This window comes from Devosia sediminis (genome assembly GCF_016411825.1).
GTDB lineage: Bacteria > Pseudomonadota > Alphaproteobacteria > Rhizobiales > Devosiaceae > Devosia > Devosia sediminis.
Genome location: NZ_JAEKMH010000003.1, coordinates 323,770 through 347,171, shown reverse-complemented (window position 1 = coordinate 347,171; position 23,402 = coordinate 323,770). Strand labels below are relative to the sequence as shown.

Below are 23,402 nucleotides of genomic sequence, written 5' to 3'. Positions count from 1 at the left end.
GTTCGGTAGGTCTGGATGATATTGTTTTGGCTAACGAGGCCAGTTGTGTCTGCAAACCAGTAGCGTGGCCCGACTGTGACTTCACCGCTGCATTTGACATAGATGCGTGCCCCTTAACTATCATCACGAATCCTCCCCTTACAAAATTAATATTCTCTTAAGGCATGGCTTGAAAGGCCGTTCCACCTCCATCCAATCACGTTTTGGATCAAGTGATGATCGAAGAATCCGCACAATTCCCAGAACTCTTTTTTGGACTTGTTGGCCCAATTGGCGTCGACATGGACTCAGTCGCCAACAAGCTACGCGCCGCGCTCGTAGCCGTGGGTTATCTTCCCGTGGATATCCGCGTGACGGAGTTGATGGAGCAGATCGAAGTTGAATCGGCCATAGACGATAGCGCCGATCCGCTTAAGCGCTACAAAAGCCGGATTGAGTATGCGAACGCAGTCAGGGAGAAGTGTAGGAATGACGCCGCGCTAGCGGCGCTGGCCATTCAAAATATTCGGGACATCCGGACGGCTACCCACAATCAAAATGGCAGGTCTCCTCCCGAAGGAACACTACTCGCCGACCTACCGCTATTCCGCCACGCTTACATAATTCGGCAATTTAAGAGAAAGGAGGAGATTGATCTCCTCCGGCAGGCATACGGCCGAAAATTTGTGCAAATTTCCGCCAACTTAAGCCAGTTGGATCGCGTAAAGACGCTATCGAGAAAAATCGCTACTCAAAATCCGAACTACGACCAGAAGGCATGCGAGGGCTTTGCAAATGCCTTAGTTGAGCAAGACTTGGATGAAAGAGCAGTAGACCACGGTCAACGTGTTAGCGACGTTTTTCACATGGGCGACGTATTTGTGGACGCGCGCAACGAAGCAGCAATTGAGCGGACAACCCGTCGGTTTATAGATGCTTTATTTGGGAAAAATTCCGTCAGCCCGACCATTGACGAATATGGCACATATATAGCGGCCTCCGCAGCTCTCCGATCCCTGGATACATCGCGCCAAGTGGGGGCTGCGATCTTCTCAAGCCATGGGGAGGTAATATCACTAGGGACCAACGAGGTACCGAAGGCGGGGGGCGGGACTTATTGGACCGATAGTGACTCTCCACACCGCGACTTTGACGAAGGTCATGACGCAAACAACACAAATAAGAAGCGAGTTCTTTTTGACACCGTGAAGCGCCTTTCTGATGGCGGTTTCATCAAGTCTGACAAGCCGATCACCGAGTTATTCAAAGACATCTCGAAGAGCGCTGCGCTGGAGGATGCGCTAATTCTGGACATCACAGAATTTGGGAGAATGACGCACGCTGAGATGAACGCCCTTACTGATTCTGCTCGACTTGGTCGCAGCACTTCTGGGGCGACTTTGTATTGTACAACTTTCCCTTGCCACAACTGTGCAAAACACATAGTCGCCGCGGGCATTCAAAGGGTTGTCTTTATAGAGCCATATCCGAAAAGTAAGGCATTGGAGCTCCACTACGACTCTATCACCCTTGAACGTGATGAAGGCAGCCGCGTACTTTTCGAACACTTTAGCGGCATATCCCCTAGACGATATCGCGACATATTTGAGAAGCAGAAACGTCGCAATTCTGACGGAACGCTAAGAGAGTGGTATGAAAACCAGCCCGTGCCTCGCATCGAAGACAAGTCGCCTTACTACGTTCTGAATGAGCCCTCTGCCATCTTGTCCTCGCTTGCCGAAGTGGCAGCTGAACTTGGCATTGTTATCGAAGACGAAAGCTCAGCCAGGTAGCTCGCGAGCCACCCTCACCCCCCGCATCGTCTCCACCGCCAGATGCAGTCGGTCGGCGCTCGCCAACGCGCTCCGCTCTACCGCCTCCTGCGCCGCGGTTTCCCCCCGCACGAACGCCTCGATCCGTTCCTGGCCGATTTCATCGAGCAGATGCCGGATCGGCGACCACATGGTCCAGTCGGGGTTGACCATGCGCATGTGGAGGCGGTCGTGGAGGATTTCGAAGGTGACGTTGGCAGAGCGCGCCAGGTCGAGGAATTCGGCGACGGCGTCGTCGGTCAGGGGTTCGGAAAGGTCGGTGTAAGCGGTCGCTTTGTAAGCCATCGGGCTGCCTCGCATTTGATATAAATGCAATGCAATCCGGCCCGCCTGGCTCCGGAAAGCCGGGATCATGGTGAATGAAGGGTTAACGCTAGCCCCGCGCGATCGGTCCTCTCCCGTTCACGGGAGAGGGGGACCGCCGATAGGCGGTAGAGAGGGGAGCCACACACACTAATCTCCCCAGTCGGCTGGTCGCGATGCATCGGACTTGTGGCCCCCCCTCCACACGCTGCGCGTGTTCCCTCTCCCCCGCAAGCGGGGGAGGACCACAGGATACAAATTTATCCCCCCTCCAAATTCCTCCCCCATATTCCTCTCATCAGCCGGATGGAGATGGGGTTGCAACGATCAACCATCCGGCGACAGTCGGGAGGGCTCTGAATCGTTACGGAGCCTGGGTCCGGAGATGGGAAATCCCGGCGCAAGCCGGCCCTAGTGAAACTCCCTGCCAGAAATCCCGGCGCCCGGAGGCGGTTCTCGTCTCATTATCCAATCACTCAGAGGCGAAAGCCGTCTCCGGGCTCCATCATCTGCTCTGAGCGCGACGCCATCTGGCCGGGCGCCGCTTTGCCGCGCCTGCAACCAGCATGGCTGCGTTTCGTTGGTCCCGAGCAGAGGAGTGACGCCATGAGTACGGACAAGAAGCCCGGCAATGCCAAGCAGGATGATGACACAAAATCGCTGGTCGAGGCCCGCGAGGAGGCCGAGCAGCCGGCGGGTGAATTCGAGACCGCGCATGACCCTGACCACCCCAAGCCCAAGCCCGAAGATGACCAGCCCGAATGACGCGTATGGCGCGATGATCGCCAAATTCCTTGCGGCACAGGACCGGGCCTATCCCGAGGCGCTGCGGGAGCTGCGGGCCGGGCGCAAGGAAACGCACTGGATGTGGTTCATGTTTCCCCAGCTCGCGGGCCTGGGGCGCAGCGAGATGGCGCAACGCTATGCGCTCGGAAACCTCGACGCGGCGGCAGCCTTTTTCGCCCATCCGGTGCTCGGCGCGCGGCTGAGGGCGCTGACCGAAGCGGTGCTCCTGCATGCGCCCGATGCGGCGGCGCCGCGCGACCTCCACACCATTTTCGGCACGCCCGACGATCTCAAATTCATCTCGTCGATGACGCTTTTCGCCCATGCCGCGCCGGAGGAGCCGCTGTTCCGCGCCGCGCTCCTCGCCTTCAACGGAGGGGAGGAGGACAGGCGAACCCTGGATTTGCTCCAGTCGTGATCGGCCAAACCGATCACATCGGGAAACCCTGTTCCGGCCCGGCCGTTGACCGGCATTGGGCAAACCCAAGGAGGAAGATATGCAACAGAGCAATCACGAGACCCGCGGCACCGAAAAGACCGTGCAGGGCAAGCAGACCCGCGAGCAGCAGAAGGCGGTCATCGAAGGGCGCGAAAACACCAAGGGCGCCGAAGTCTCCGCCGACGGCAAATCGCTGAGCGAAGCGCGCGAGGACGTGGAACAGCCGGCTGGCGAATACGAAATCTCGCATGGCGACCGCTCCATCCGGCGCGGCGCCAACCAGGAAAGCGAGCACCACAAGCGGCGCGATCACTAGCGCCGGATAAGCCGGACCTCTCGTCCAGCCCCGCCGCGGGGAATGTCGAGCGCGACGGTCAGGGTGACCATGTCCAGCACCTGCGGGGCGCGCGCCGCCCATTCGACCAGCACGATGGCATCGGGATCGTCGAAGAGGCCCAGTTCCTCGGCTTCGGTCGCATCGGCAAGCCGGTAGAGATCGGCATGCAGCACCGCGCCGCGCGGCGTGTCATAGGGCTGGATGATGGCAAAGGTCGGCGAGGGAACGTCCAGCGCCCCATCGGCGGCCAGCGCCCGGATGATGGCGCGGGCCATGGCCGTCTTGCCGGCGCCAAGATCGCCCTCGAGGCTGACAATATCCCCGGCCTTCAGGCTCATGGCAAGCTCGGCACCGAAACGGGCCGTGGCGTCGTCATCGGGGAGGAAGGTGCTTACGGAATCAGGCATTTCCATCCTTCGTCATTGCCCGGTTCATCCGGACAATCCATGGACCACCCGGTCAAGCCGGGTGGTGACGATGAACAGCGTTTTCCGGTGTTTTGCAACAGGGGGGCGCAGGAGCCTCAGTTCATCGCCTCCCTCCCCCTTGAGGGGAGGGAATGAGGGTGGGGTTACGTAACGAGCGCCGCGTTCCAGGTTTCACCCCACCCCAGCTACGCTACGGCCAAAGGCCGAGCTGCGCTACCCTCCCCCTCAAGGGGAGGGAGGCAGAACAGCGGAACGGCGTGCTTTACTCCGCAACGCCTGCCATGGCGCTGTCGAGGGGCAGGTTGACGATGATACGGCTGCCCTTGGGCTCGCGCTTTTCGGCCGAAATGGTGCCGCCATGCATGTTGACGAAGGTGCGCACGATGGAAAGGCCGAGGCCGGCGCCACGCTGGCGGCCCCCGGCGGCGGGGGTATCGAGCCGGGTGAGGATGGCTGCCTTCATCTCGTCGGTAATGCCCGGGCCCTCGTCCTCGATGACGAACAGCATGCGATCACCGCGATGGGCGACGGTGAGGCGGATTTCCCCGCCCGGCGGGGAGAAGCGGGCCGCGTTGGAGAGGAGATTATAGAGCACCTGCACGATGCGGGTGCCGTCGCCGATGAAATCGGGGAGATCGGGCGCGATATCGACCACCAGATGCGGCGCTTCGCCGGACACTTCGGGGAAGGTGGCGGCGATGCCGGCGCGGGCCTTGTCGACCAGGGCCGGGACATCGAGCGCCTCGGGATTGAGTTCGGCAATGCCGGCATCGACCGAGGCGAGATCGAGGATGTTGTCGATCAGCACGCCCAGCGTCACCGAGGAGGCGCGGATATAATCGATATATTCGCGCTGCCGCTCGTTGAGGGTGCCACCCTCGGTGCCAGCCAGCAGATCGGCAAAGCCGATGATATTGGTCAGGGGCGAGCGCAGTTCATAGGAGACGTTTTCGACAAAGGCGTCCTTGAGGCGGTCGGCGGCGACCAGGGCGTCGTTGCGTTCCTTGAGGACCTTGGAATAGCTGGCGCTCTCTGTGACATCGAGGAAGGTCATCATGGTCTGCCCGTCGGGCAGGCGGGTGATGGCATAATCGACCAGGCGCCCATCGGAGCGGTTGATGCGGCCGGTGCGATCGGTGCGGGTGGGATTGAGATCGATGATGGTGCGCTTGAGATCGCGCCAGATCGTTGCCCCGTCCTCGGGAATGGCGCGGCCGGATGCCTCGGCCAACTGGTCGATATGGGGATGGTTGCCCAGCTCGTTCATCGGCAGCTTCCAGAGTTTTGAAAGCTGCGGATTGGACAGGGTCAGCCGGCCATTGGTGCCGAACACCGCCACGGCCTCGTTGAGGGCCATGATGGTTTCGCGCAGCACATTGGTGAAGGCCTTGTTGGTCGATTCGAGTTCGAGGCGCTCGGTCATGTCCTCGAACACATAGATGACGCCGCCGGACGGGCCGGCGGGCGCCGAGATCACCTTGATGGTGCGCCCGTCGGGCAGGTGCCAGGGCTCGGCCTCGTGCGGCTCCTTGCGGGTGTAGCTCTCGAGATGCTTGCTGCGCCAGGTGTGGTAGTCGACCTGGTTGGGCAGCATGCCCTCGGTCCTGAGCTTGTCCAGAATGGCGCGCTCGTCGAGACCGGGCGTCAGGAAGCGCGGCTCGAGCCCCCAGAGCCGGGCATAGGCGGCGTTGAACTGCACCAGTTCGCGCTTGGCGTTGAAGATGGCGATGGGCGTGCCCAGGGCCTCGATGATGCCGCCGATATGATTGACGCCGGCTTCGGCGGTGGCGGCCGGGCGGGCTGCTTCGCCCACGGGGCGCAGATATCCGGCGCGGCCGCCGGGCAGCGGAAACTCCACCAGCTCGAAGCGGCCATGCGTGGCGAAATCGAGCGCCAGGGTCACCGGCTCGACGCCTTGGCCCGCGGCCTTGAGGTGGGCGGCGAGGCGGGTGGCGTCGAGCAGTTCGCAGGGCTCGCCCGGGGGGCAGGCCTTGCCCATGGCCTTGGCCAGCGCCTGATAGGGCCCGTTGGCATAGATCAGCCGATGCTGGTCGTCGCGCAGGTAGGCGGGCTTGGTCAGGAGTTCGAGAATGGCGCGGGCGCTTTCCCGATCGGCACCCTGGGCCACGGCGGCGAGGGCCTTGCCGTCATTGGGTTGGCTGTGGGCGGGACGCAGGCGCAGGGCCACGGCATCGCCCATGACCCAGCCATTGGCGCGCACGATCCGGCCGTCGAGCGTGTCCAGACTGGTGGCAAAGGCGTGGCCATGCATGCGCAGGTCCTCGACCTGCGTTGTCAGCCGGTTGGTTTCGGCGGCGCCGAGCCAGGTGTGGAAATTGAGGACGCTTTGCGGCTGCCGTCCGGCGGGCAGCACGGCGGCGGCCTGGCCGAGGATGCGCGGACTATCGTGGCCCTGCCAGAGAATGGTGAGTTCGCGGCTGCCGGCGATGAGGCTTTCATATTCGTCGACCAGCGCGCGGAGGTCGGCAATCTGCTCGGCGGCGCGGCGGCGGGCGGCGCGGCTGTCCTTGAGCAGGGTACGCACCAGCGCCATGGCGAGGAGCGCAAAGCCGCCTGCGCCGATGGCCACCGCGAAGGGCGCGATACCGCCCAGATGGACTGGGACAAGACCCTGCGCCAAGGCGGGAACGGCCGTCAGCAGGGTGAAGGGAGCGGCACAAAGGCCCGCGAATCCCAATTGTTTCCGGAATCGATCCGGCGCCATACCTGCCTCTTTCGCTTTGTTGCGATGCCAACCCGGCCTTGAGCGGCCGGTACGCTTCAACTTTCAGGAAGGGCGCCGACGCGAACCGACTTGCGGCTCAAGCTGCCCCCGAAACCGGTCTGCGTGTCCCCCCGCAACCCGAATCAACAAGACCATAGCGGGCAGGCGAATCGCGAAAAAGAGTCTTGAGGGCTGTGCGTTGCGGGCAAAGGGCAAGGAAAAGACTTGACCCGTGAACGAAACAGAAACCTTTAAAAAGCGTAAAGCCCGGGACATTGCCCCGGGCTTTTTTGTGTCATTGGTTAACGGCGCCGATCACATTGATCGGCGATCCACCGATTAATAGCGGTATTCGGCCGACTTGAACGGGCCTTCCGGCGTGACGCCGATATAGTCGGCCTGGGACTTGGTCAGCTTAGTGAGCTTGGCGCCCAGCTTGGCCAGGTGCAGTTCGGCGACCTTCTCGTCGAGATGCTTGGGCAGGACGTGGACCTTCTTCTCGATCTTGTCGCCGTTGGTCCAGAGTTCGATCTGGGCCAGGGTCTGGTTCGAGAACGAAGCGGACATGACAAAGCTCGGGTGGCCGGTGGCATTGCCGAGGTTCACGAGGCGCCCTTCGGACAGGAGGATCAGCCGCTTGCCATTGGGCTGCTCGATCATGTCGACCTGCGGCTTGATATTGGTCCACTTGAAGTTGCGCAGGCCCAGCACGTCGATCTCGTTGTCGAAGTGACCGATATTGCAGACGATGGCCATGTCCTTGAGGTTGCGCATGTCGTCGACCATCAAGACGTCGCGGTTGCCGGTGGCCGTGACGACGATGTCGGCGCGATGGGCGGCCTCTTCGAGGGTGACGACCTCAAAGCCTTCCATGGCGGCCTGCAGGGCGCAGATCGGATCGACTTCGGTCACCAGCACGCGGGCGCCGGCGCCGCGCAGCGACTCGGCCGAGCCCTTGCCCACGTCGCCATAGCCGCAGACGATGGCGACCTTGCCAGCCAGCATCACGTCGGTGCCGCGGCGGATGGCGTCGACCAGGGATTCGCGGGTGCCATACTTGTTGTCGAATTTTGACTTGGTGACCGAGTCATTGACGTTGATGGCCGGGAAAGGCAGCTCGCCCTTGGCATGGAGCTGGTAAAGGCGCATCACGCCCGTGGTGGTTTCTTCCGAAACGCCGCGGATGGCGTCCTTGACGCGCGCGAAGAAGCCCGGGCTCTTGGCGAGGCGGCGCTTGATCGTGGCGAAGAAGATTTCCTCTTCTTCGTTGCCCGGCTTGTCGAGAATGGAAATGTCCTTCTCGGCCTTGGCCCCGGTCAGGATGTACATGGTGGCGTCGCCACCGTCGTCGAGGATCATGTTCGGGGTCGAGCCCGGCCAATCCATCATGCGGTCGGTGAAATCCCAGTATTCTTCCAGCGTCTCGCCCTTGTGGGCAAAGACCGGGACGCCGGCGGCGGCGATGGCGGCAGCGGCATGGTCCTGGGTCGAGAAGATATTGCAGCTCACCCAGCGCACTTCGGCGCCCAGCGCCACCAGCGTCTCGATCAGCACGGCGGTCTGGATGGTCATGTGCAGGGAGCCGGCAATGCGCGCGCCCTTCAACGGTTGGGCAGCGGCATATTCCTCGCGAATGGCCATCAGGCCCGGCATTTCGATTTCGGCGATATTGATTTCCTTGCGGCCGAAATCGGCGAGGGAAATGTCCTTGACCGCGTAGTCGGTCGGGCTCTGGGTCATGAGGGGCTCCGGCAGGATGGGTTTTCGTTGCCTCTTCCTATACGGGAGCGGCTGTTACCGATCAATGACGGATATAAAGCTTTTGTTATATGCCTAATCTCAGGCGCCGGTGACCCGGACCCGCCCCCGGCGCCGCCGGAACGGCAGGGCCATGAACCGCACCACTGCGGAGACGAGCAGATAGCCGACGATAAAGCCCGCCCCGGCATAGAGAATGCCTTCCACGGTGACCGGCACGGCGGGGCGATAGTTTTCGAGGGTGCGGCGGCCGATATCGGTATCGAGATAGGCCGGGAGCGACTGGAAGCGCTCGACAGGGCCCGCCCCTTCGATCTGCGCGAGCGTCTGGCTCAGCATGTCGTAGCGGACAAAGGTCGCCGACATGGCGGTGCCGCGATCGGCCAGAAACGCGTCTTCAGAAATGCTGTAGCGGGCCAGCGCCCCCTGCCGGTCGAGACCGCCTTCGGCGGCGGAGCGGTCGAAATCCTCGGTGATGACGCGCAATTCGTCCACGGCCCCGCCGAGGCGCTGGGTATATTGCTGGGCATATTCGGGGAACTGGCTGAGCGTGACGGCCAGCGCCAGGCCACCGCAACCGGCAATCAAACGTCGCACATCAATTCCTCGCACAGTTTAACAACACCGAAATGATGCCCAGCCGTAGACGTTCCAGCGCCTGGTGAACTCCTCAAACCATGACAGCAGAATAAACTGCCGTGCCGCCCTGCGCCTCCCTCCCCCTTGTGGGGAGGGAATGAGGGTGGGGGTCACTATTGTGCACCGTCCCGCCGACTCTCCATTATCGACAGTATCAGCCTCATCACGCCGTCTAGGTTGTCCAATACTTCCGCATTGGGCACATGCAAGACTTTGTAGCCTTGGGCACCAATGAACGCATCTCGACGTGCGTCGCGCTCGGGAGCGCCATCAACGAAATGCGTTTGGCCATCCACCTCGACAACCAAGCAACGCTTGTGACAGCAGAAATCCGCATAATAGGGACCCAATGGCACCTGCCGTCGAAAGTGGTAGCCTAGCGGACGGAGCGACCGCAATGCGGCCCAGAGCCGAGCCTCAGGTGGGGTCAGGTTCTTTCGGAATTGACGTGCACGTTGGACGCTCATACCCCCACCCTTGATCCCTCCCCACAAGGGGGAGGGAGACGATGAGCACGAGGATCGGGCGCCTCTAGCTCTCAGCCCCGTCGACGTCCTCGTCAAAGCCATTGTTGACCAGTTCGACAATGGCCTCGAGCGCCTCGCGCGCCTGCTTGCCGGTGGCCTGCACGAGGATGGTGGAGCCGGGCCCGGCCCCCAGCATCATCAGGCCCATGATGGAATTGCCGGCAACCGAGGTGCCGTCCTTGACCACGGCAATGGTCGCATCGAAACATTCGGCCGTGCGCACGAAGCGCGCCGAGGCGCGGGCGTGCAGGCCCTTGCGGTTGAGGATGGTCAATCGTTGCGCAAGCGCCCGGCCGGCATCCATGCGTCAGCCACCCAGGATCGAGTTGGCGACGGTGATGTATTTCTTGCCTGCTTCCTGGGCCATGGCCACCGCCTCTTCCATGCTCATCTCGCCGCGAATGCGACCGAGCTTGACCAGCATGGGCAGGTTGACCCCGGCAATGACCTCGACCTTGCGGTTCTGCATCACGGAGATAGCCAGGTTCGAGGGCGTGCCCCCGAACATGTCGGTGAGGATGATGACGCCATCGCCGCTATCGGCGCGATCGAGCGCCGAAAGGATGTCCTCGCGCCGGCTTTCGGCATTGTCTTCCGGACCAATGGCGATGGTCTCCACATAGTCTTGCGGACCGACCACATGCTCCATCGCCAGCTTGAACTCGTCAGCCAGCGAGCCGTGGGTCACCAGAACCAATCCAATCATGCACTTTCCCCAGACGGTCGCCGCAGCCGGAAAATCCAATCGCGACAACTCTTGCGTCCCCCGTCTCCCAATCCGCCTGGAGCCGGTTGGCAAACGGCGGACAGTCTTGTCCCCATCCGAATGGGTTGCAAGGGATAATTTGTCACGTCTTTGCGTGTTCGAGGCTTGCGCGCACCGCTTCGGCCACGAGCAGGATCTGGTGCCCCAGACTCACGACACCGGCCTGCGGGATCGGCGCGCGCGGCAGCGAGTGGCCCATGAGCTCGGTCTGCAGGTCCTCTTCCTCGACCATGCGCGTCAATTCGGGCACCAGGTCGATGACGAGATCGAGCCGCGCCTCCTGGCGATGCGGGCGGCTGACAATGCCCCGGCCGCGCAGTTCGATGAGGCCGGCCAGTTGCGGCGGCGCCCGCATGAGAAAGTTTGTTCCGTCGAGGGCAAGATCGATGCGATCGTCGGCCACCAGCAGCGCATCCTGTCCGCGCCCCTCCCAGCGATCGAGCAAGGCGAGGCAAAGGGTGGATTTGCCGGCACCGGACGGACCGCGCAACAGCACGCCGGTTTCCCCCAGGACGACACCCGTCCCATGGACGTTGATTGGCTTACTCATAGGATGAGTCTATTTGCGCGCCCGCGGCAGCACAATCGTGAAAATGGCGCCGGAGCGATCGGTGCGGTTCTGCCCGCGGATCCTGCCCTTGTGCGCATCCACGATCTGCTTGGAGATCGAGAGGCCCAGGCCCGAGTGATTGCCAAAACCTTCCTGCTCCGGGCGATCAGTATAGAAACGCTGGAAGATACGCCCGACATCGCCGGTAATGCCCGGCCCCTCGTCGGTCACGGTCACGGTGATGGTCTCGCCCTCGGTGGAGAGCGCCACGGTGACGGTGCCGCCCGGCGGCGAGAACGACACGGCATTGTCGATGAGATTGGCAAAGACCTGCGCCAGCCGGCTTTCGTGACCATTGACCATGGTTGAACCGCGGCCGACGCGCTTGCCCATGACGACATGAACGTCCCGGCCTGCGGCCACATCCTTCTGGATGGCGACCATGGCTTCGGCCAGCTTTTCCACATCGACCCGTTCGGCGCTTTCGCGCGCCAGTTCCGCGTCGAGCCGGCTGGCGCTGGAAATGTCGGTAATCAGCCGGTCGAGGCGGCGGATATCGTGCTGGATGATGTCGTTGAGGCGCTGCTTGTCCTCGGGCTTCTTGGCCAGGGGCAGGGTTTCCACCGCCGAGCGCAGCGAGGTCAGCGGATTCTTGAGCTCATGCGCCACATCGGCGGCGAAGCGCTCGATGGCCTCGATGCGATTGTAGAGTGCATCGGTCATGCGCCGCAAAGCACCCGAGAGGTGCCCGATCTCATCGGCGCGATCGGTGAGATCAGGGATTTCGGCGCGCGCGTCGCCCGCCGTCTGCACCCGTTCGGCCGCGGCCGAGAGGCGCCGCATGGGCCCGGCAATGGTGCCGGCGAGCAGCAGCGAGAGCACGATCTGCACCCCCGCGGCAATGCCGGCAATGCGCAGGATGCTCCAGCGCTCCTGGGCCACGACTGCGTCGATCTCGCCCGGCTCGGTGGACAGGAGGATGGAGCCGACAATGGCGCGCAGGCGCTGAACCGGCACGGCGACCGAGACGACGAGCTGGTTCTGCCCGTCGACGCGCACGAAATCGGCCGGCACGCCCTGCAGCGCCGAGGCGACCTCGGGATAGCGGGTGCCTTCGTCGGCCTGGTATTCCTGATAGGTCGGGTAATTGCCGCCCGGGGCCCAGGAAATCAGGGCATTGAGCCAATCGAAAAGGAAGAAGTCGCTCTTATCGGTGGCCTTGCTCGCCTGCCGCAGCACTTCGCCGCGCGCATAGATGTTCTCGCTGTCGAGGATCAGCAGGCCCTGGCTGTCATAGATGCGGGCACGGGTGCGCGTCGGGGTGATGAGATTGCGCAGGAGCGGCGCCACGCGCTCGGGATTGATGGGGAATTCGAGCGTCGGATCGAAATAGGAAAAGGGCGAGATCGAGCCGGACTGCGCATCGAGCAGGCGGTCGGGATCGATGGAGATGATGTCGCTGTCGACGGTGGCCGAGGCGGCAATGGCAGCGGAGATGATCTCGCCCTGCACGCGCAGCGACTGCACGCGCGCCTCGATGAGTCCGGCGCGCCATTGGTTGAGGTAGAGGATGCCCACCACCAGCACCAGAAGGCCCGCCATGTTGAGCACGACGATGCGCCGGGTGAGGCTCGAAAAGATGGTAAAGTCGAGAAAGCGCCTGATGGCGTCGAAGACCTTGATCAGCGGCATCAGGACCATGCGCCAGCCCCGGCGGGCGGAACGCGGGGCGTTCGCGTCCGACGCGGAGGCCGGGCGGGCCTCCGGTTCGCCAGCGTGAGGGTCGAGCGTAGCCAATAGGGTCCTACTGCTCCTTGAAGCGATAACCGACGCCGTAGAGCGTTTCGATCATTTCGAAGTCGTCATCGGTTGCCTTGAACTTCTTCCTGAGGCGCTTGATGTGGCTGTCGATGGTACGATCATCGACATAGACCTGATCGTCATAGGCGGCGTCCATCAGGGCATTGCGCGACTTGACGACGCCGGGGCGCAGCGCGAGGGCCTGCAGGATCAGGAATTCGGTGACGGTGAGGGTGACGCGCTGCCCTTTCCAGGTGCAGGTATGTCGCTCTTCGTCCATCACCAGGGCGCCGCGCTCGATCAGCGCCTTGCTGGGGGCCGGCTCGGCGCCGGCAGCGCCGGGCGCGGAGGGATCGCGCGGGGCCGAGCGGCGCAGGATGGCCTTGACCCGTTCCACCAGCAGGCGCTGGCTGAAGGGCTTGGTGATGAAGTCGTCGGCACCCATCTTGAGGCCGAACAGTTCGTCGATTTCCTCGTCCTTGGAGGTGAGGAAGATAACCGGAACGTCGGACTTCTGGCGCAGGCGGCGCAGCAGTTCCATGCCGTCCATACGCGGCATCTTAATGTCGAGAATGGCCAGGTCCGGCTTGTCGGTCGTCAGCCCTTCGAGACCGGAAGCGCCGTCAGTATAGGTGGCAACCTGGTACCCTTCCGCTTCCAGGGTAAGGGAAACGGAGGTGAGGATGTTGCGGTCGTCATCCACGAGGGCGATCTTGGGCATGTACTGCCTTTCTTCATTGACGCTTTTGATTCACAGACGGCCCGCCGCGACCTGTCTTGGTGGGTTGTTGGGCCGGTGTTGCAGGCGAAAATTGCGTATTAAATAAGGCGTTCGGCGGCCTTGTGCCAGTGTCGGCATGTATTTCCTGTCGATGAGACTTCCGTCGTACGACCGATTTCGGGATGGTTGCAGCGCCCCTTGCGATCCTATTTTTCTCCCATCGGGCCGCCAACTTGCGCGGCGGCCAAGGGGAGAGACAAAACCATGACGGCCTTCGACCACAAGCGTCTCAGGACAGCCATCGCCGATGCGGCAATCTCGCTCAGCGACAACGCGAACGCCCCGGCCCTGGTTGCCGCAGCCATCGCCCAGGGCGGCGCGGAGCTGACGGCACATGGGGCGCTCAGCGTCGAGACAGGCGCCTTCACAGGACGCTCGCCCAAGGACAAGTTCATCGTGCGCGACGGGCTGACCGAGGGCAAAGTGTGGTGGGACAATTCGGGCTCCATGGCGCCCGAGAGGTTCGAGCTGCTGCTGGCCGATGTGACTGCGCATCTTTCAGGCCAGCCGCTGTTCCGCCAGGACCTTCTGGCCGGCGCCGATCCCGCGCACCAATATGACGTGACCGTGGTGACCCCCAGCGCCTGGCACGCCCTGTTCATCCGCAACCTGCTTATCCGTCGCGACGAGGGCATACCGGCCTCGGACAGTGCCGTGCCGGTCACCATCGTCCACGCTCCCCTGTTCGAAGCCGACCCGGCCCGCCATGGCTGCCGCACCGGGACGGTCATCGCGCTCGACATGAGCCGCAATCTCGTCGTCATCGCCGGCACGCGCTATGCCGGGGAGATCAAGAAGAGCGTCTTCTCGCTGTTCAATTTTCATGCGCCGGACCGGGGCGTGCTGCCCATGCACTGCTCGGCCAATCTCGGCCGTGATGGCGAGGCCGCGCTGTTCTTCGGCCTTTCGGGCACCGGCAAGACCACGCTCAGCAACGACCCCGAGCGGCCGCTGATCGGCGACGACGAACATGGCTGGAGCCCGACCGGCGTCTTCAACCTCGAAGGCGGGTGCTACGCCAAGACCGTGAACCTCTCGGCTTCGGCCGAGCCGGAGATTTTTGCCGCGACGCGCCGCTTCGGCACGGTGCTCGAAAATGTCGTGCTGGATGCCGATAATGTGCCGGCCTTCGCGGATGTGAGCCGAACCGAGAACACCCGCGCAGCCTATCCCATCCAGGTGCTGCCCTCGATCGCCAAGGGCAGCGTCGGTGGCACACCGAAGACCGTGGTGTTCCTCACCGCCGACGCCTTTGGCGTGCTGCCGCCGCTGGCACGGCTCTCGCCGGACCAGGCCGTCTACCATTTCCTTTCGGGCTACACCGCCAAGGTTGCCGGCACCGAGCGCGGCGTCACTGAGCCGCAGGCGACGTTCTCGGCCTGTTTCGGGGCACCCTTCATGCCGCTCCATCCCACCGTTTATGGCCGGATGCTGGCGCAGCGGCTGCGCGAAAGCGGCGCGCAGGCCTGGCTGCTCAATACCGGTTGGATCGGCGGCGCCTTTGGCACGGGCAAGCGCATCGACATCGCCTCGACCCGGCGCCTCCTGTCGGCAGCGCTCAACGGCGAACTCGACCAGGTCGACATGCGCTTTGACCCGCTGTTCGGCTTTGAGGTGCCCATGAGCGTGCCCGGCGTCGACGAGCGCCTGCTCGAGCCGCGCCAATGCTGGGCCGATGGCGACGCCTATGACGCGCAGGCGGCCCGGCTCGTGGCCCTGTTCACGAAGAACTTCGAGAAGTTCGGGCCTGACGCCGATGCCGAAGCCGGTCCCCGGCTGCAGATGGCGGCGGAGTAGCCGGGCCACCCCCACCATGCGGCTGGCGGCGTAGAAACTCGAACACTTCCTAAGCACCGTGCCGCCCTCGGACTTGATCCGAGGGCCGCTCGCATCGCAGTGGGTATGTTAGCTGGTCCTCGGTTCAAGCCCGAGGACGGCGTCGCGAGCGGCGTTAGGATGACCCAAACAACATGGGCGCCATTGGCGCCCTTTTCCGTATCACCCGTGATCAGAGATCAATTAGGCGAGTAAAAAATGTGGCTGTCGACGGTGGCGACGCGGCTGAAGGTGTTGGCCCAGGAGGGGCGCACGGCCGTGGTGTGGTAGTAGAGGGCGGTGCCGGGCAGCACGCCGATCTCTTCGCCGAGGGCGAATTCGGCATAGACTTCGCGGGCGAGGTCCTGCGAGTTGATCCAGGCGCGGCGTTCGCCCGGCGTGTCGTCGCGGCCGTCGCAGGCAAAGGTGAACTGGCAGCGGTAACGGCCCTTGTCGGCATTCTGATAAATGACGCCGCAAAGGGTCGAGGGGAATTTGTTGGAGCGGGCGCGGTTGACGATGATGTTGGCCACGGCCATCTGGCCGGTGGCGCTTTCGCCGCGCGCTTCGTGATAGATCGCCTGGGCCAGGCATTCGCGCTCGCCATTGGCATATTCGACGCGCTTGGCGGTCGGCTGGTAGCCATTGGCGACATAGTCGGCCAGCAGCGCCGAGGTGACGGAGGGTTCGACACGCGGCGCCGGGGCGGTGAAGCTGGCAATGGCGGAGAGCGCGGTATTGCCGCCCTCGAGCGAACCACGACCGATATAGCCCATCAGCAGATCGCTGGTCAGTTCGGGCTGCGGCCCGGACAGCGTCACGTCAACGGCGCGCAGTTCCTGCTGGCGCTTGACGTAGTTGGCGAGCAGTTCCGGGGTCAGCTTCTGCTGGCCGGGCGCCAGCGGCATGGCCGTGGGACCGAGGGCCGGCTGAGCGCGCAGGCTCAGGACATCGGCCGGGATCGCAGCGGGCAGCGTCAGATTGGTTTCGGCATGGGCAGGCGAGAGCGTGACGAAGAGCACCAGTGCGGCCGCACCCAACGCCAGAACGGGCGATACGGCGCGCGCGATTTTCTGCTGCCAGCCAGGTGTCAACGCTTAGTCCTTACCCCTGAGCCCTGCCAGTGCCTCCGGCGGGCCTTCTATCGAGAGCACCCGCGAGGGGCCCCTGCACTTCCCGGTTGCACACTAGCCAAGGCGGCGCCGGGATGGAAGTCGAAATTTACGGCTGGTTAACCATAAGCATTAGCGACTTAAGACAGAGTTAATGGAGCGGAGAACCCAGGAAAACCCCAGAAATTTCCTCAACTTGGACGTGCTGAACCGAGCCTTGACGGCTTGATTAAAGGTTTAACGATTTCGTCAGATGGTTAATCGTGATCGAAGGCGGCCAGGTGAACATCCACAAGAGATGTCATCACATGCACGCCCAGGGCATGGATCTCGTCACTGGCGAGAACGAGATCAGGCACCATCACCGTCTGCATGCCGGCGGCATGGGCGGCCCTGACGCCGGCATGGCTGTCCTCGAGCGCGAGGCAGCGCGCCGGCTCGACGCCGAGGCGGCTGGCGGCGGTGAGATAGGGCTCTGGATGGGGCTTGGGATTAACCACATCGTCGCGCGTCACCACGGTTTCGAAGAGGTCGAGCAGGCCCGCCGCGCCCAGATGATGCTGGGCATGGGGATTGCGCGAGGACGTGGCGACCGCCGTCGGGATACCGCGCGCCCGCAATTCCCGGATGAACTCCACCGCCCCGGCCTTCACCGGCACGCCGGCATGGCTGCGCTCGCGCATGGTGACGCGGCACTTTTCGTCGAACAAGGCATAGGGAAAGGCAACGCCATAGCTTTCGACCAGCAATTGCTGGGTCCGCTCGTGGCTTGATCCGACCATGGAGCGATGCACGTCATGGGTCATCTCGAACCCCAGTTCGGTGCAGACATCGAAGACGATGTCGCGGAAGACCGACTCGGTATCGAGCAGGGTCCCGTCCATGTCGAAGATGGCGGCGTCAAACGGCGCGAGGCGGGTGGCGGGGCTGCGGAGGGGAGATGACGTGATCATCCTTCTCCCTATAGGCGCATTCGGCGACATGTGCCAGACGGGGCGGCGCAAGGCCGGGTTGCGACCCGCGACGAACGAAACCGCCTCTGCTAGCGTTGCGCCGCCATGACCCAGTTTCTTGCCTCCAAGGCCCATGCCGCTCTCGGCCGGGATTTTTACGATCCGGTCGCGCCTGCGGATTTCCCCACGACCGTGCTCCGCCATCGCGACGGACGCTGGGCAGAGCGCCTTGGCCTCGGCGCGCTGACGGACGCGGAGTGGCTTGCCCATTTCGGCCGCTTCGAGCCCCTGCCCGGCTCGTTCGAGCAGCCCCTGGCGCTGCGCTACCACGGCCATCAGTTCCGCTCCTACAATCCCGAACTGGGTGACGGGCGCGGTTTTCTCTTCGGCCAGTGCGTGGACCCGGTGGATGGCCGCCTCCTCGATTTCGGCACCAAGGGCTCGGGCAAGACGCCGTGGTCGCGCGGCGGCGACGGCCGCCTCACCCTCAAGGGCGGGGTGCGCGAGGTATTGGCCACCGAAATGCTGGAAGCCCTGGGTGTCTATACGTCGAAGAGCTTTTCGCTCGTCGAAACCGGCGAGCCGCTTTATCGCGGCGACGAGCCCTCTCCCACCCGCTCCTCGGTGCTGACGCGCCTCAGCCACAGCCATATCCGCATCGGCACCTTCCAGCGCCTCGCCTATCTCGATGACACCGCAAACCTATCGCGGCTCGTGGACCACGCCATCGCCCACTATTACCCAGACCTGGCGGACGCCGGGGACAAGGCGGCAGCGCTGCTGGAAGCAGTCGTCGCAAAGGTAGCGCGGCTCGGCGCGCAATGGATCGCGGCCGGCTTCGTGCATGGCGTGCTCAACACCGACAATATCAACATTAGCGGCGAGAGCTTCGATTACGGGCCGTGGCGTTTCCTGCCGCATTACGACCCGGACTTCACCGCGGCCTATTTCGACGAGACCGGTCTTTATGCCTTCGGCCGCCAACCCGACACGCTGGCCTGGAACCTGACCCGGCTGGCCGAATGTCTTCTTCCACTGTCCTCGCTTGAACGGCTCGAACCGGCGCTCAATACGGTATGGCCGGTGTTTCGCGAGGAACTCCCGCGCCAGATGCTGCGGCGGCTCGGCCTCCAGCCGCGCGACGTGGAACAGGACGGGGCGTTCGTCACCGCGCTGTTCGGCTTTCTTTCGGCCAGCAGGGCGCCCTATGAGCAGTTCTTCTTCGACTGGCGCGGCGGCGTGCTCAGCATGGACCGGGCGGCGCGCAGCCCATCGGCCCACTTCTATGCCCGCGAGGAATTCCGGCCGGTGGCCGACCTCCTGGAAGCCTATGGCCCCAGCGACGACGTCAATCTCGGCCACGCCTATTTCGCGCGCGAAACACCCCGCACCATGCTGATCGACGAGATGGAAGCCATCTGGGCGCCCATTGCCGAGCGGGATGATTGGGGGCTGTTTCACGATACGCTGGGTGAGATTGCGGTGATGCGTGACGCGTATGGGGTGGTTCCCTAGGCTTTGTCCCACATATGCACAGGTCGTCACCCTCGGGCTTGACCCGAGGGGGTTGCACTTGTGGCGGCATTGGCAAGTGAAGTGCCCTCGGGTCAAGCCCGAGGGTGACGCCGTGTTTGTTGAACTCCATGAGCCCAGCCGCTAGCCTCTCCCCGAGGAGACCCCCACCATGCCCCTATACGCCCTCGACGACATCGCGCCCCGCATTGATCCCGGCGTCGGCTGGATCGCGCCGACGGCTGTCATCGTGGGTGATGTGGTGGTCGGGGCCGAGGTCGGCATCTGGTTCGGTGTCGTGGCGCGCGGAGACATCGAGACCATCAGCATCGGCGCGCGCAGCAATATCCAGGAAAACTGCGTGCTCCATACCGACAAGGGTTTTCCGCTCACCATCGGCGAGAATGTCACCGTGGGGCACGCCGCCATCGTCCATGGCTGCAGCATTGGCGACAATACGCTGATCGGCATGGGCGCCACCGTGCTCAACGGCGCCGTGATCGGAAAGAACTGCCTCGTCGGCGCCAATGCGCTGGTGACCGAAGGCAAGGTGATCCCCGACAATTCCCTGGTCGTGGGTGCTCCCGCAAAAATCGTCAGGCAGATCGACAGCGAAGGCGAGGCCGCCCTTGCCGCCTCGGCGGACCGCTATGTCGCCAATGCAAAGCGCTTCGCCGCCGGGATGGCGCCGGTTGCCGATCTGGGTCCGGATTTCGAGCCCGGCTGAGCGGAAGCCATTTGCCTTTTGCGCCCGTTCCCGCCAATCTCGGATTTGACTGTCCGGTCAAAAAACAAGAGGCAGCGGGAGGCCAGCCCATGCAGACGATCATTTCCGCCCTGGAAACACGGCGCGAGGAGGCGCGGCAGGGCGGCGGGCAGAAGCGCATCGATACGCAGCACGCCAAGGGCAAGCTGACCGCACGCGAGCGGCTCGACGTGCTGCTCGATCCCGGTAGTTTCGAAGAATACGACATGTTCGTCACCCATCGGGCGACGGATTTCGGCATGGAAAAGACCATCATTCCAGGCGATGGCGTGGTCACCGGCTGGGGCACGATCGAGGGGCGGCTGGTTTACGTTTTCAGCCAGGATTTCACCGTCTTCGGCGGCTCGCTCTCGGAAACTCATGCCAAGAAGATCTGCAAGATCATGGATCTCGCCATGCAGAATGGCGCGCCTGTCATCGGCCTCAATGATTCCGGTGGTGCGCGCATTCAGGAAGGTGTCGCGTCTCTCGGTGGCTACGCCGACGTGTTCTGGCGCAATGTGCAGGCCTCGGGCGCCATTCCGCAGATTTCGGTGATCATGGGCCCATGTGCCGGTGGCGCGGTCTATTCGCCCGCCATGACCGACTTCATCTATATGGTCGAGGATACGAGCTACATGTTCGTGACCGGACCGGATGTGGTCAAAACCGTCACCAATGAGACTGTCACTCAGGAAGAGCTGGGGGGCGCCTCGACGCATACGAAAATCTCGTCGGTGGCCGACGCGGCCTTCGCCAATGACATCGAAACCCTGCTCGAAGTGCGACGGCTCTTTGCCTATCTGCCGCTGGCCGCCGGGCAGAAGCCGCCGCGCGTCGTGACCCATGACCCGATCGACCGGCGCGACGACAAGCTCGACACCATCATTCCTGACAGCGCCAACAAGCCCTATGACATGCACGAGGTCATCACCACGGTGGCCGACGAGGGCGATTTCCTCGAAATCCAGAAGAACCACGCGGGCAATATCCTGGTCGGCTTCATCCGGCTCAACGGCGAAACCGTGGGCGTCGTCGCCAATCAGCCGCTGGTGCTGGCCGGGTGCCTCGATATCAATGCCTCAAAGAAAGCCGCGCGCTTCATCCGCTTCTGCGACAGTTTTGAAATCCCGATCCTGACCTTTGTTGACGTGCCCGGGTTCCTACCCGGCGTGGCGCAGGAATATGGCGGCATCATCAAGCATGGCGCCAAGCTGTTGTTCGCCTATTCGGAAGCGACCGTGCCGCTGGTGACGGTCATCACCCGCAAAGCCTATGGCGGCGCCTATGACGTGATGGCCTCAAAACATATCAAGGCCGACGTCAACTATGCCTGGCCCTCGGCCGAAATCGCCGTGATGGGCGCCAAGGGCGCGACGGAAATCCTCTATCGCTCGGAACTAGGCGACAAGGAGAAAATCGCCCAGCGTACCGCCGACTACGAAGCCCGCTTCGCCAATCCCTTCGTCGCCGCCGAACGCGGGTTTATCGACGACGTGATTATGCCGCATGGAACGCGGCGGCGGGTGATCCGGGCCTTTTCGACCCTCCGGCACAAGAGCGTGCTGGGGCCGAAGAAGAAGCACGACAATATTCCGTTGTGAGGGGCGACACATGAGCATCACCAAACTCCTCATCGCCAACCGGGGTGAAATCGCCTGTCGGGTCATCAAGACGGCCCGGAAGATGGGCATTGCCACTGTCGCCGTTTATTCCGATGCCGACCGCGAGGCGCTGCATGTGCGGATGGCTGATGAGGCCGTGCATATCGGAGCGTCGCCGGCCAAGGACTCGTATCTGCAGATCGACAAGATCATTGCCGCTTGCCGGGAGACCGGGGCTCAGGCGGTGCATCCGGGCTATGGGTTTCTTTCGGAGAACCCTAGGTTTGCCGAGGCGCTGGAAGCCGCCGGCATCATCTTTGTCGGCCCGCCGCAAAAAGCCATCGAGGCCATGGGCGACAAGATCACGTCCAAGAAGATCGCTGCCGAGGCGGGTGTGTCGACTGTGCCCGGGCATATGGGTCTGATCGATGATGCCGAGCATGCGGTGACCATCGCGCAGTCGATCGGCTATCCGGTGATGATCAAGGCGTCGGCGGGCGGCGGCGGCAAGGGCATGCGCATCGCGTGGAATGACGCAGAGGCGCGCGAGGGCTTTGAGCGGTCGAAGTCCGAAGCGGCGAGTTCATTTGGTGATGATCGCATCTTCATCGAAAAGTTCGTCACCGAGCCGCGCCATATCGAAATCCAGTTGATTGCCGACGCGCATGGCAATGCGCTCTATCTCAACGAGCGCGAATGCTCGATCCAGCGGCGCAACCAGAAGGTGATCGAGGAAGCGCCCTCGGCCTTCCTCGACGAGGCGACGCGAAAAGCCATGGGCGAGCAGTCGGTGGCCCTCGCCAAAGCCGTTGGCTATCAGAGCGCCGGGACGGTGGAATTCATCGTCGACAAGGACCGCAATTTCTATTTCCTCGAGATGAATACGCGGCTGCAGGTCGAGCATCCGGTGACTGAGCTGATCACCGGACTGGACCTCGTGGAGCTGATGCTGCGCGTGGCCAATGCCGAGAAACTGCCGCTGAGCCAGGACGAGGTGCGCCGCGACGGCTGGGCCATCGAGTCGAGACTCTATGCCGAAGACCCCTATCGCAATTTCCTGCCCTCGACCGGGCGGCTGACGCGCTACCGGCCGCCAGCGGAAAGCGCCTCGGACACCTTGGTGGTGCGCAACGATACCGGCGTCTTTGAAGGCGGCGAGATTTCCACCTTCTACGATCCGATGATCGCAAAACTCTGCACCTGGGCGCCGACGCGCATCGAGGCCGTGGATGCCATGGCCGTGGCACTGGATACGTTTGAAGTCGAGGGCGTGGGCAATAACCTGCCCTTCCTCTCGGCCGTGATGGAGCAGACGCGGTTCCGCGAGGGGCGGCTGACCACGGGCTATATCGCCGAAGAGTTTCCCGAGGGGTTTGCGGGCGCCGAACTCAGCGAGGAGCATCATGTCGATGTGGTAGCCGGCGCCGCCCTCCTGATGGCGCGCCGCGAGGCGCGTCGGCTGGGCGTCGAGTCGGAGAGCCAATGGCATGTGCAGATCGGCGACAAGGCCGAGACCGTGGTTCTGCATCAGCATGGACTCGATACGCTGGTCGACCTCGACTGGCGCTCAGAGGCGGTGCGCCTTACCTGGCAGCCGGGTGACACGATCGCCCATCTCGATTGGTCGGGCGGCCGCAATGCCGTGCTCAAGGTCGAGCCGACAGGCTCGGGCTTCCGCATCCGCTATCGCGGCGCCGATCGGAAGGTGCTCGTGCTGCGGCCCCATATCGCACAGTATCTCAAACATATGCCGGTCAAAGTGCCGCCGGACATGAGCCGCTTCCTGCTCTGCCCGATGCCGGGCCAGGTGGTGCGCGTCGATGTCCGGGAAGGCGACGTGGTCGAGGACGGACAGACCCTCGCCATTGTCGAAGCGATGAAGATGGAAAACGTGCTCAAGGCGCAGAAGCGGGCGCGGGTCAGCAAGGTGCATGTCGCCCCCGGCGCCGTGCTGGCGGTGGATGCGGTGATGCTGGAATTCGAGGCGGTGTGATGATGGCTCACATGGAAG

The 23,402-nt window shown here is 63.2% G+C and carries 22 protein-coding genes; 9 read left to right on the top strand and 13 right to left on the bottom strand.

The window, feature by feature from the left end; all coding sequences use genetic code 11:
* Positions 1-215 precede the first annotated feature (215 nt).
* Positions 216-1,772 carry an anti-phage dCTP deaminase gene (locus JEQ47_RS14780; RefSeq protein WP_198877203.1) on the top strand — a complete coding sequence of 519 codons (1,557 nt, stop codon included), beginning with the start codon at positions 216-218 and terminating at the stop codon, positions 1,770-1,772.
* Here the strand turns inward: JEQ47_RS14780 and JEQ47_RS14775 are convergent.
* Positions 1,761-2,096: a hypothetical protein gene (locus JEQ47_RS14775; protein WP_198877202.1), complete on the bottom strand. Its 336-nt coding sequence runs from the start codon at positions 2,094-2,096 to the stop codon at positions 1,761-1,763. The two genes, JEQ47_RS14780 and JEQ47_RS14775, sit on opposite strands and share 12 nt — an antisense overlap.
* 624 nt (positions 2,097-2,720) lie before the next feature.
* On the opposite strand from JEQ47_RS14775, the gene JEQ47_RS14770 reads away from it, so the two are divergent.
* The 3 genes from JEQ47_RS14770 (at position 2,721) to JEQ47_RS14760 (ending at position 3,655) form a co-directional block, all read left to right on the top strand.
* The gene (locus JEQ47_RS14770) at positions 2,721-2,879 is read left to right on the top strand and encodes a hypothetical protein (RefSeq protein ID WP_198877201.1); all 159 of its coding nucleotides are present in this window, start codon (positions 2,721-2,723) and stop codon (positions 2,877-2,879) included.
* A complete protein-coding gene (locus tag JEQ47_RS14765; RefSeq protein WP_407931786.1) occupies positions 2,830-3,318 on the top strand; it encodes a DUF1810 domain-containing protein in 489 nt (162 codons plus the stop codon). The genes JEQ47_RS14770 and JEQ47_RS14765 overlap by 50 nt, the downstream gene beginning before the upstream one ends.
* Positions 3,319-3,397: 79 nt before the next feature.
* A complete protein-coding gene (locus JEQ47_RS14760) occupies positions 3,398-3,655 on the top strand; it encodes a hypothetical protein (RefSeq protein ID WP_198877200.1) in 258 nt (85 codons plus the stop codon).
* On the opposite strand, the gene tsaE is transcribed toward JEQ47_RS14760, so the two are convergent.
* The 10 genes from tsaE to JEQ47_RS14710 form a co-directional block, all read right to left on the bottom strand.
* Positions 3,652-4,083 (bottom strand): tRNA (adenosine(37)-N6)-threonylcarbamoyltransferase complex ATPase subunit type 1 TsaE, encoded by a 432-nt coding sequence (gene tsaE / locus JEQ47_RS14755; RefSeq protein WP_198877199.1) that lies wholly within the window; start codon positions 4,081-4,083, stop codon positions 3,652-3,654. The two genes, JEQ47_RS14760 and tsaE, sit on opposite strands and share 4 nt — an antisense overlap.
* 283 nt (positions 4,084-4,366) lie before the next feature.
* The gene (locus tag JEQ47_RS14750; RefSeq protein ID WP_198877198.1) at positions 4,367-6,829 is read right to left on the bottom strand and encodes a sensor histidine kinase; all 2,463 of its coding nucleotides are present in this window, start codon (positions 6,827-6,829) and stop codon (positions 4,367-4,369) included.
* A 339-nt stretch (positions 6,830-7,168) separates the two neighbouring features.
* The gene (gene ahcY / locus JEQ47_RS14745) at positions 7,169-8,569 is read right to left on the bottom strand and encodes an adenosylhomocysteinase (RefSeq protein ID WP_198877197.1); all 1,401 of its coding nucleotides are present in this window, start codon (positions 8,567-8,569) and stop codon (positions 7,169-7,171) included.
* 99 nt (positions 8,570-8,668) lie between these two features.
* Entirely contained in the window at positions 8,669-9,184 is a 516-nt protein-coding gene (locus JEQ47_RS14740) for a DUF2937 family protein (RefSeq protein WP_328769147.1), read from the bottom strand.
* 155 nt (positions 9,185-9,339) lie between these two features.
* Positions 9,340-9,693: an endonuclease domain-containing protein gene (locus JEQ47_RS21185; protein WP_198877196.1), complete on the bottom strand. Its 354-nt coding sequence runs from the start codon at positions 9,691-9,693 to the stop codon at positions 9,340-9,342.
* A gap of 64 nt (positions 9,694-9,757) precedes the next feature.
* Complete coding sequence (locus tag JEQ47_RS14730) at positions 9,758-10,057, bottom strand: HPr family phosphocarrier protein (RefSeq protein WP_198877195.1); 300 nt, start codon at positions 10,055-10,057, stop codon at positions 9,758-9,760.
* A 3-nt stretch (positions 10,058-10,060) separates the two neighbouring features.
* Complete coding sequence (locus JEQ47_RS14725) at positions 10,061-10,459, bottom strand: PTS sugar transporter subunit IIA (protein WP_198877194.1); 399 nt, start codon at positions 10,457-10,459, stop codon at positions 10,061-10,063.
* A 142-nt stretch (positions 10,460-10,601) separates the two neighbouring features.
* Positions 10,602-11,069: an HPr kinase/phosphorylase gene (locus JEQ47_RS14720; protein ID WP_198877193.1), complete on the bottom strand. Its 468-nt coding sequence runs from the start codon at positions 11,067-11,069 to the stop codon at positions 10,602-10,604.
* 9 nt (positions 11,070-11,078) lie between these two features.
* Complete coding sequence (locus JEQ47_RS14715; RefSeq protein ID WP_198877192.1) at positions 11,079-12,770, bottom strand: sensor histidine kinase; 1,692 nt, start codon at positions 12,768-12,770, stop codon at positions 11,079-11,081.
* A gap of 103 nt (positions 12,771-12,873) precedes the next feature.
* Positions 12,874-13,590 carry a response regulator transcription factor gene (locus JEQ47_RS14710; protein ID WP_198877191.1) on the bottom strand — a complete coding sequence of 239 codons (717 nt, stop codon included), beginning with the start codon at positions 13,588-13,590 and terminating at the stop codon, positions 12,874-12,876.
* Between the two features lie 264 nt (positions 13,591-13,854).
* On the opposite strand from JEQ47_RS14710, the gene pckA reads away from it, so the two are divergent.
* A complete protein-coding gene (pckA, locus tag JEQ47_RS14705; protein ID WP_198877190.1) occupies positions 13,855-15,447 on the top strand; it encodes a phosphoenolpyruvate carboxykinase (ATP) in 1,593 nt (530 codons plus the stop codon).
* Between the two features lie 218 nt (positions 15,448-15,665).
* Here the strand turns inward: pckA and JEQ47_RS14700 are convergent, their stop codons facing one another.
* On the bottom strand, positions 15,666-16,559 hold the full coding sequence (locus JEQ47_RS14700; protein WP_198877189.1) for a cell wall hydrolase: 894 nt from the start codon (positions 16,557-16,559) through the stop codon (positions 15,666-15,668).
* A 275-nt stretch (positions 16,560-16,834) separates the two neighbouring features.
* The gene (locus tag JEQ47_RS14695) at positions 16,835-17,530 is read right to left on the bottom strand and encodes an HAD family hydrolase (RefSeq protein ID WP_198877188.1); all 696 of its coding nucleotides are present in this window, start codon (positions 17,528-17,530) and stop codon (positions 16,835-16,837) included.
* A 105-nt stretch (positions 17,531-17,635) separates the two neighbouring features.
* On the opposite strand from JEQ47_RS14695, the gene JEQ47_RS14690 reads away from it, so the two are divergent.
* The 4 genes from JEQ47_RS14690 (at position 17,636) to JEQ47_RS14675 (ending at position 23,384) form a co-directional block, all read left to right on the top strand.
* A complete protein-coding gene (locus JEQ47_RS14690; RefSeq protein WP_198877187.1) occupies positions 17,636-19,045 on the top strand; it encodes a protein adenylyltransferase SelO in 1,410 nt (469 codons plus the stop codon).
* Between the two features lie 169 nt (positions 19,046-19,214).
* On the top strand, positions 19,215-19,769 hold the full coding sequence (locus JEQ47_RS14685; RefSeq protein WP_198877186.1) for a gamma carbonic anhydrase family protein: 555 nt from the start codon (positions 19,215-19,217) through the stop codon (positions 19,767-19,769).
* A gap of 89 nt (positions 19,770-19,858) precedes the next feature.
* Positions 19,859-21,391, top strand: a complete 1,533-nt coding sequence (locus JEQ47_RS14680; protein WP_198877185.1) for an acyl-CoA carboxylase subunit beta — start codon at positions 19,859-19,861, stop codon at positions 21,389-21,391.
* A 10-nt stretch (positions 21,392-21,401) separates the two neighbouring features.
* Entirely contained in the window at positions 21,402-23,384 is a 1,983-nt protein-coding gene (locus JEQ47_RS14675) for an acetyl-CoA carboxylase biotin carboxylase subunit (protein WP_198877184.1), read from the top strand.
* The last annotated feature ends 18 nt before the right edge of the window (positions 23,385-23,402 follow it).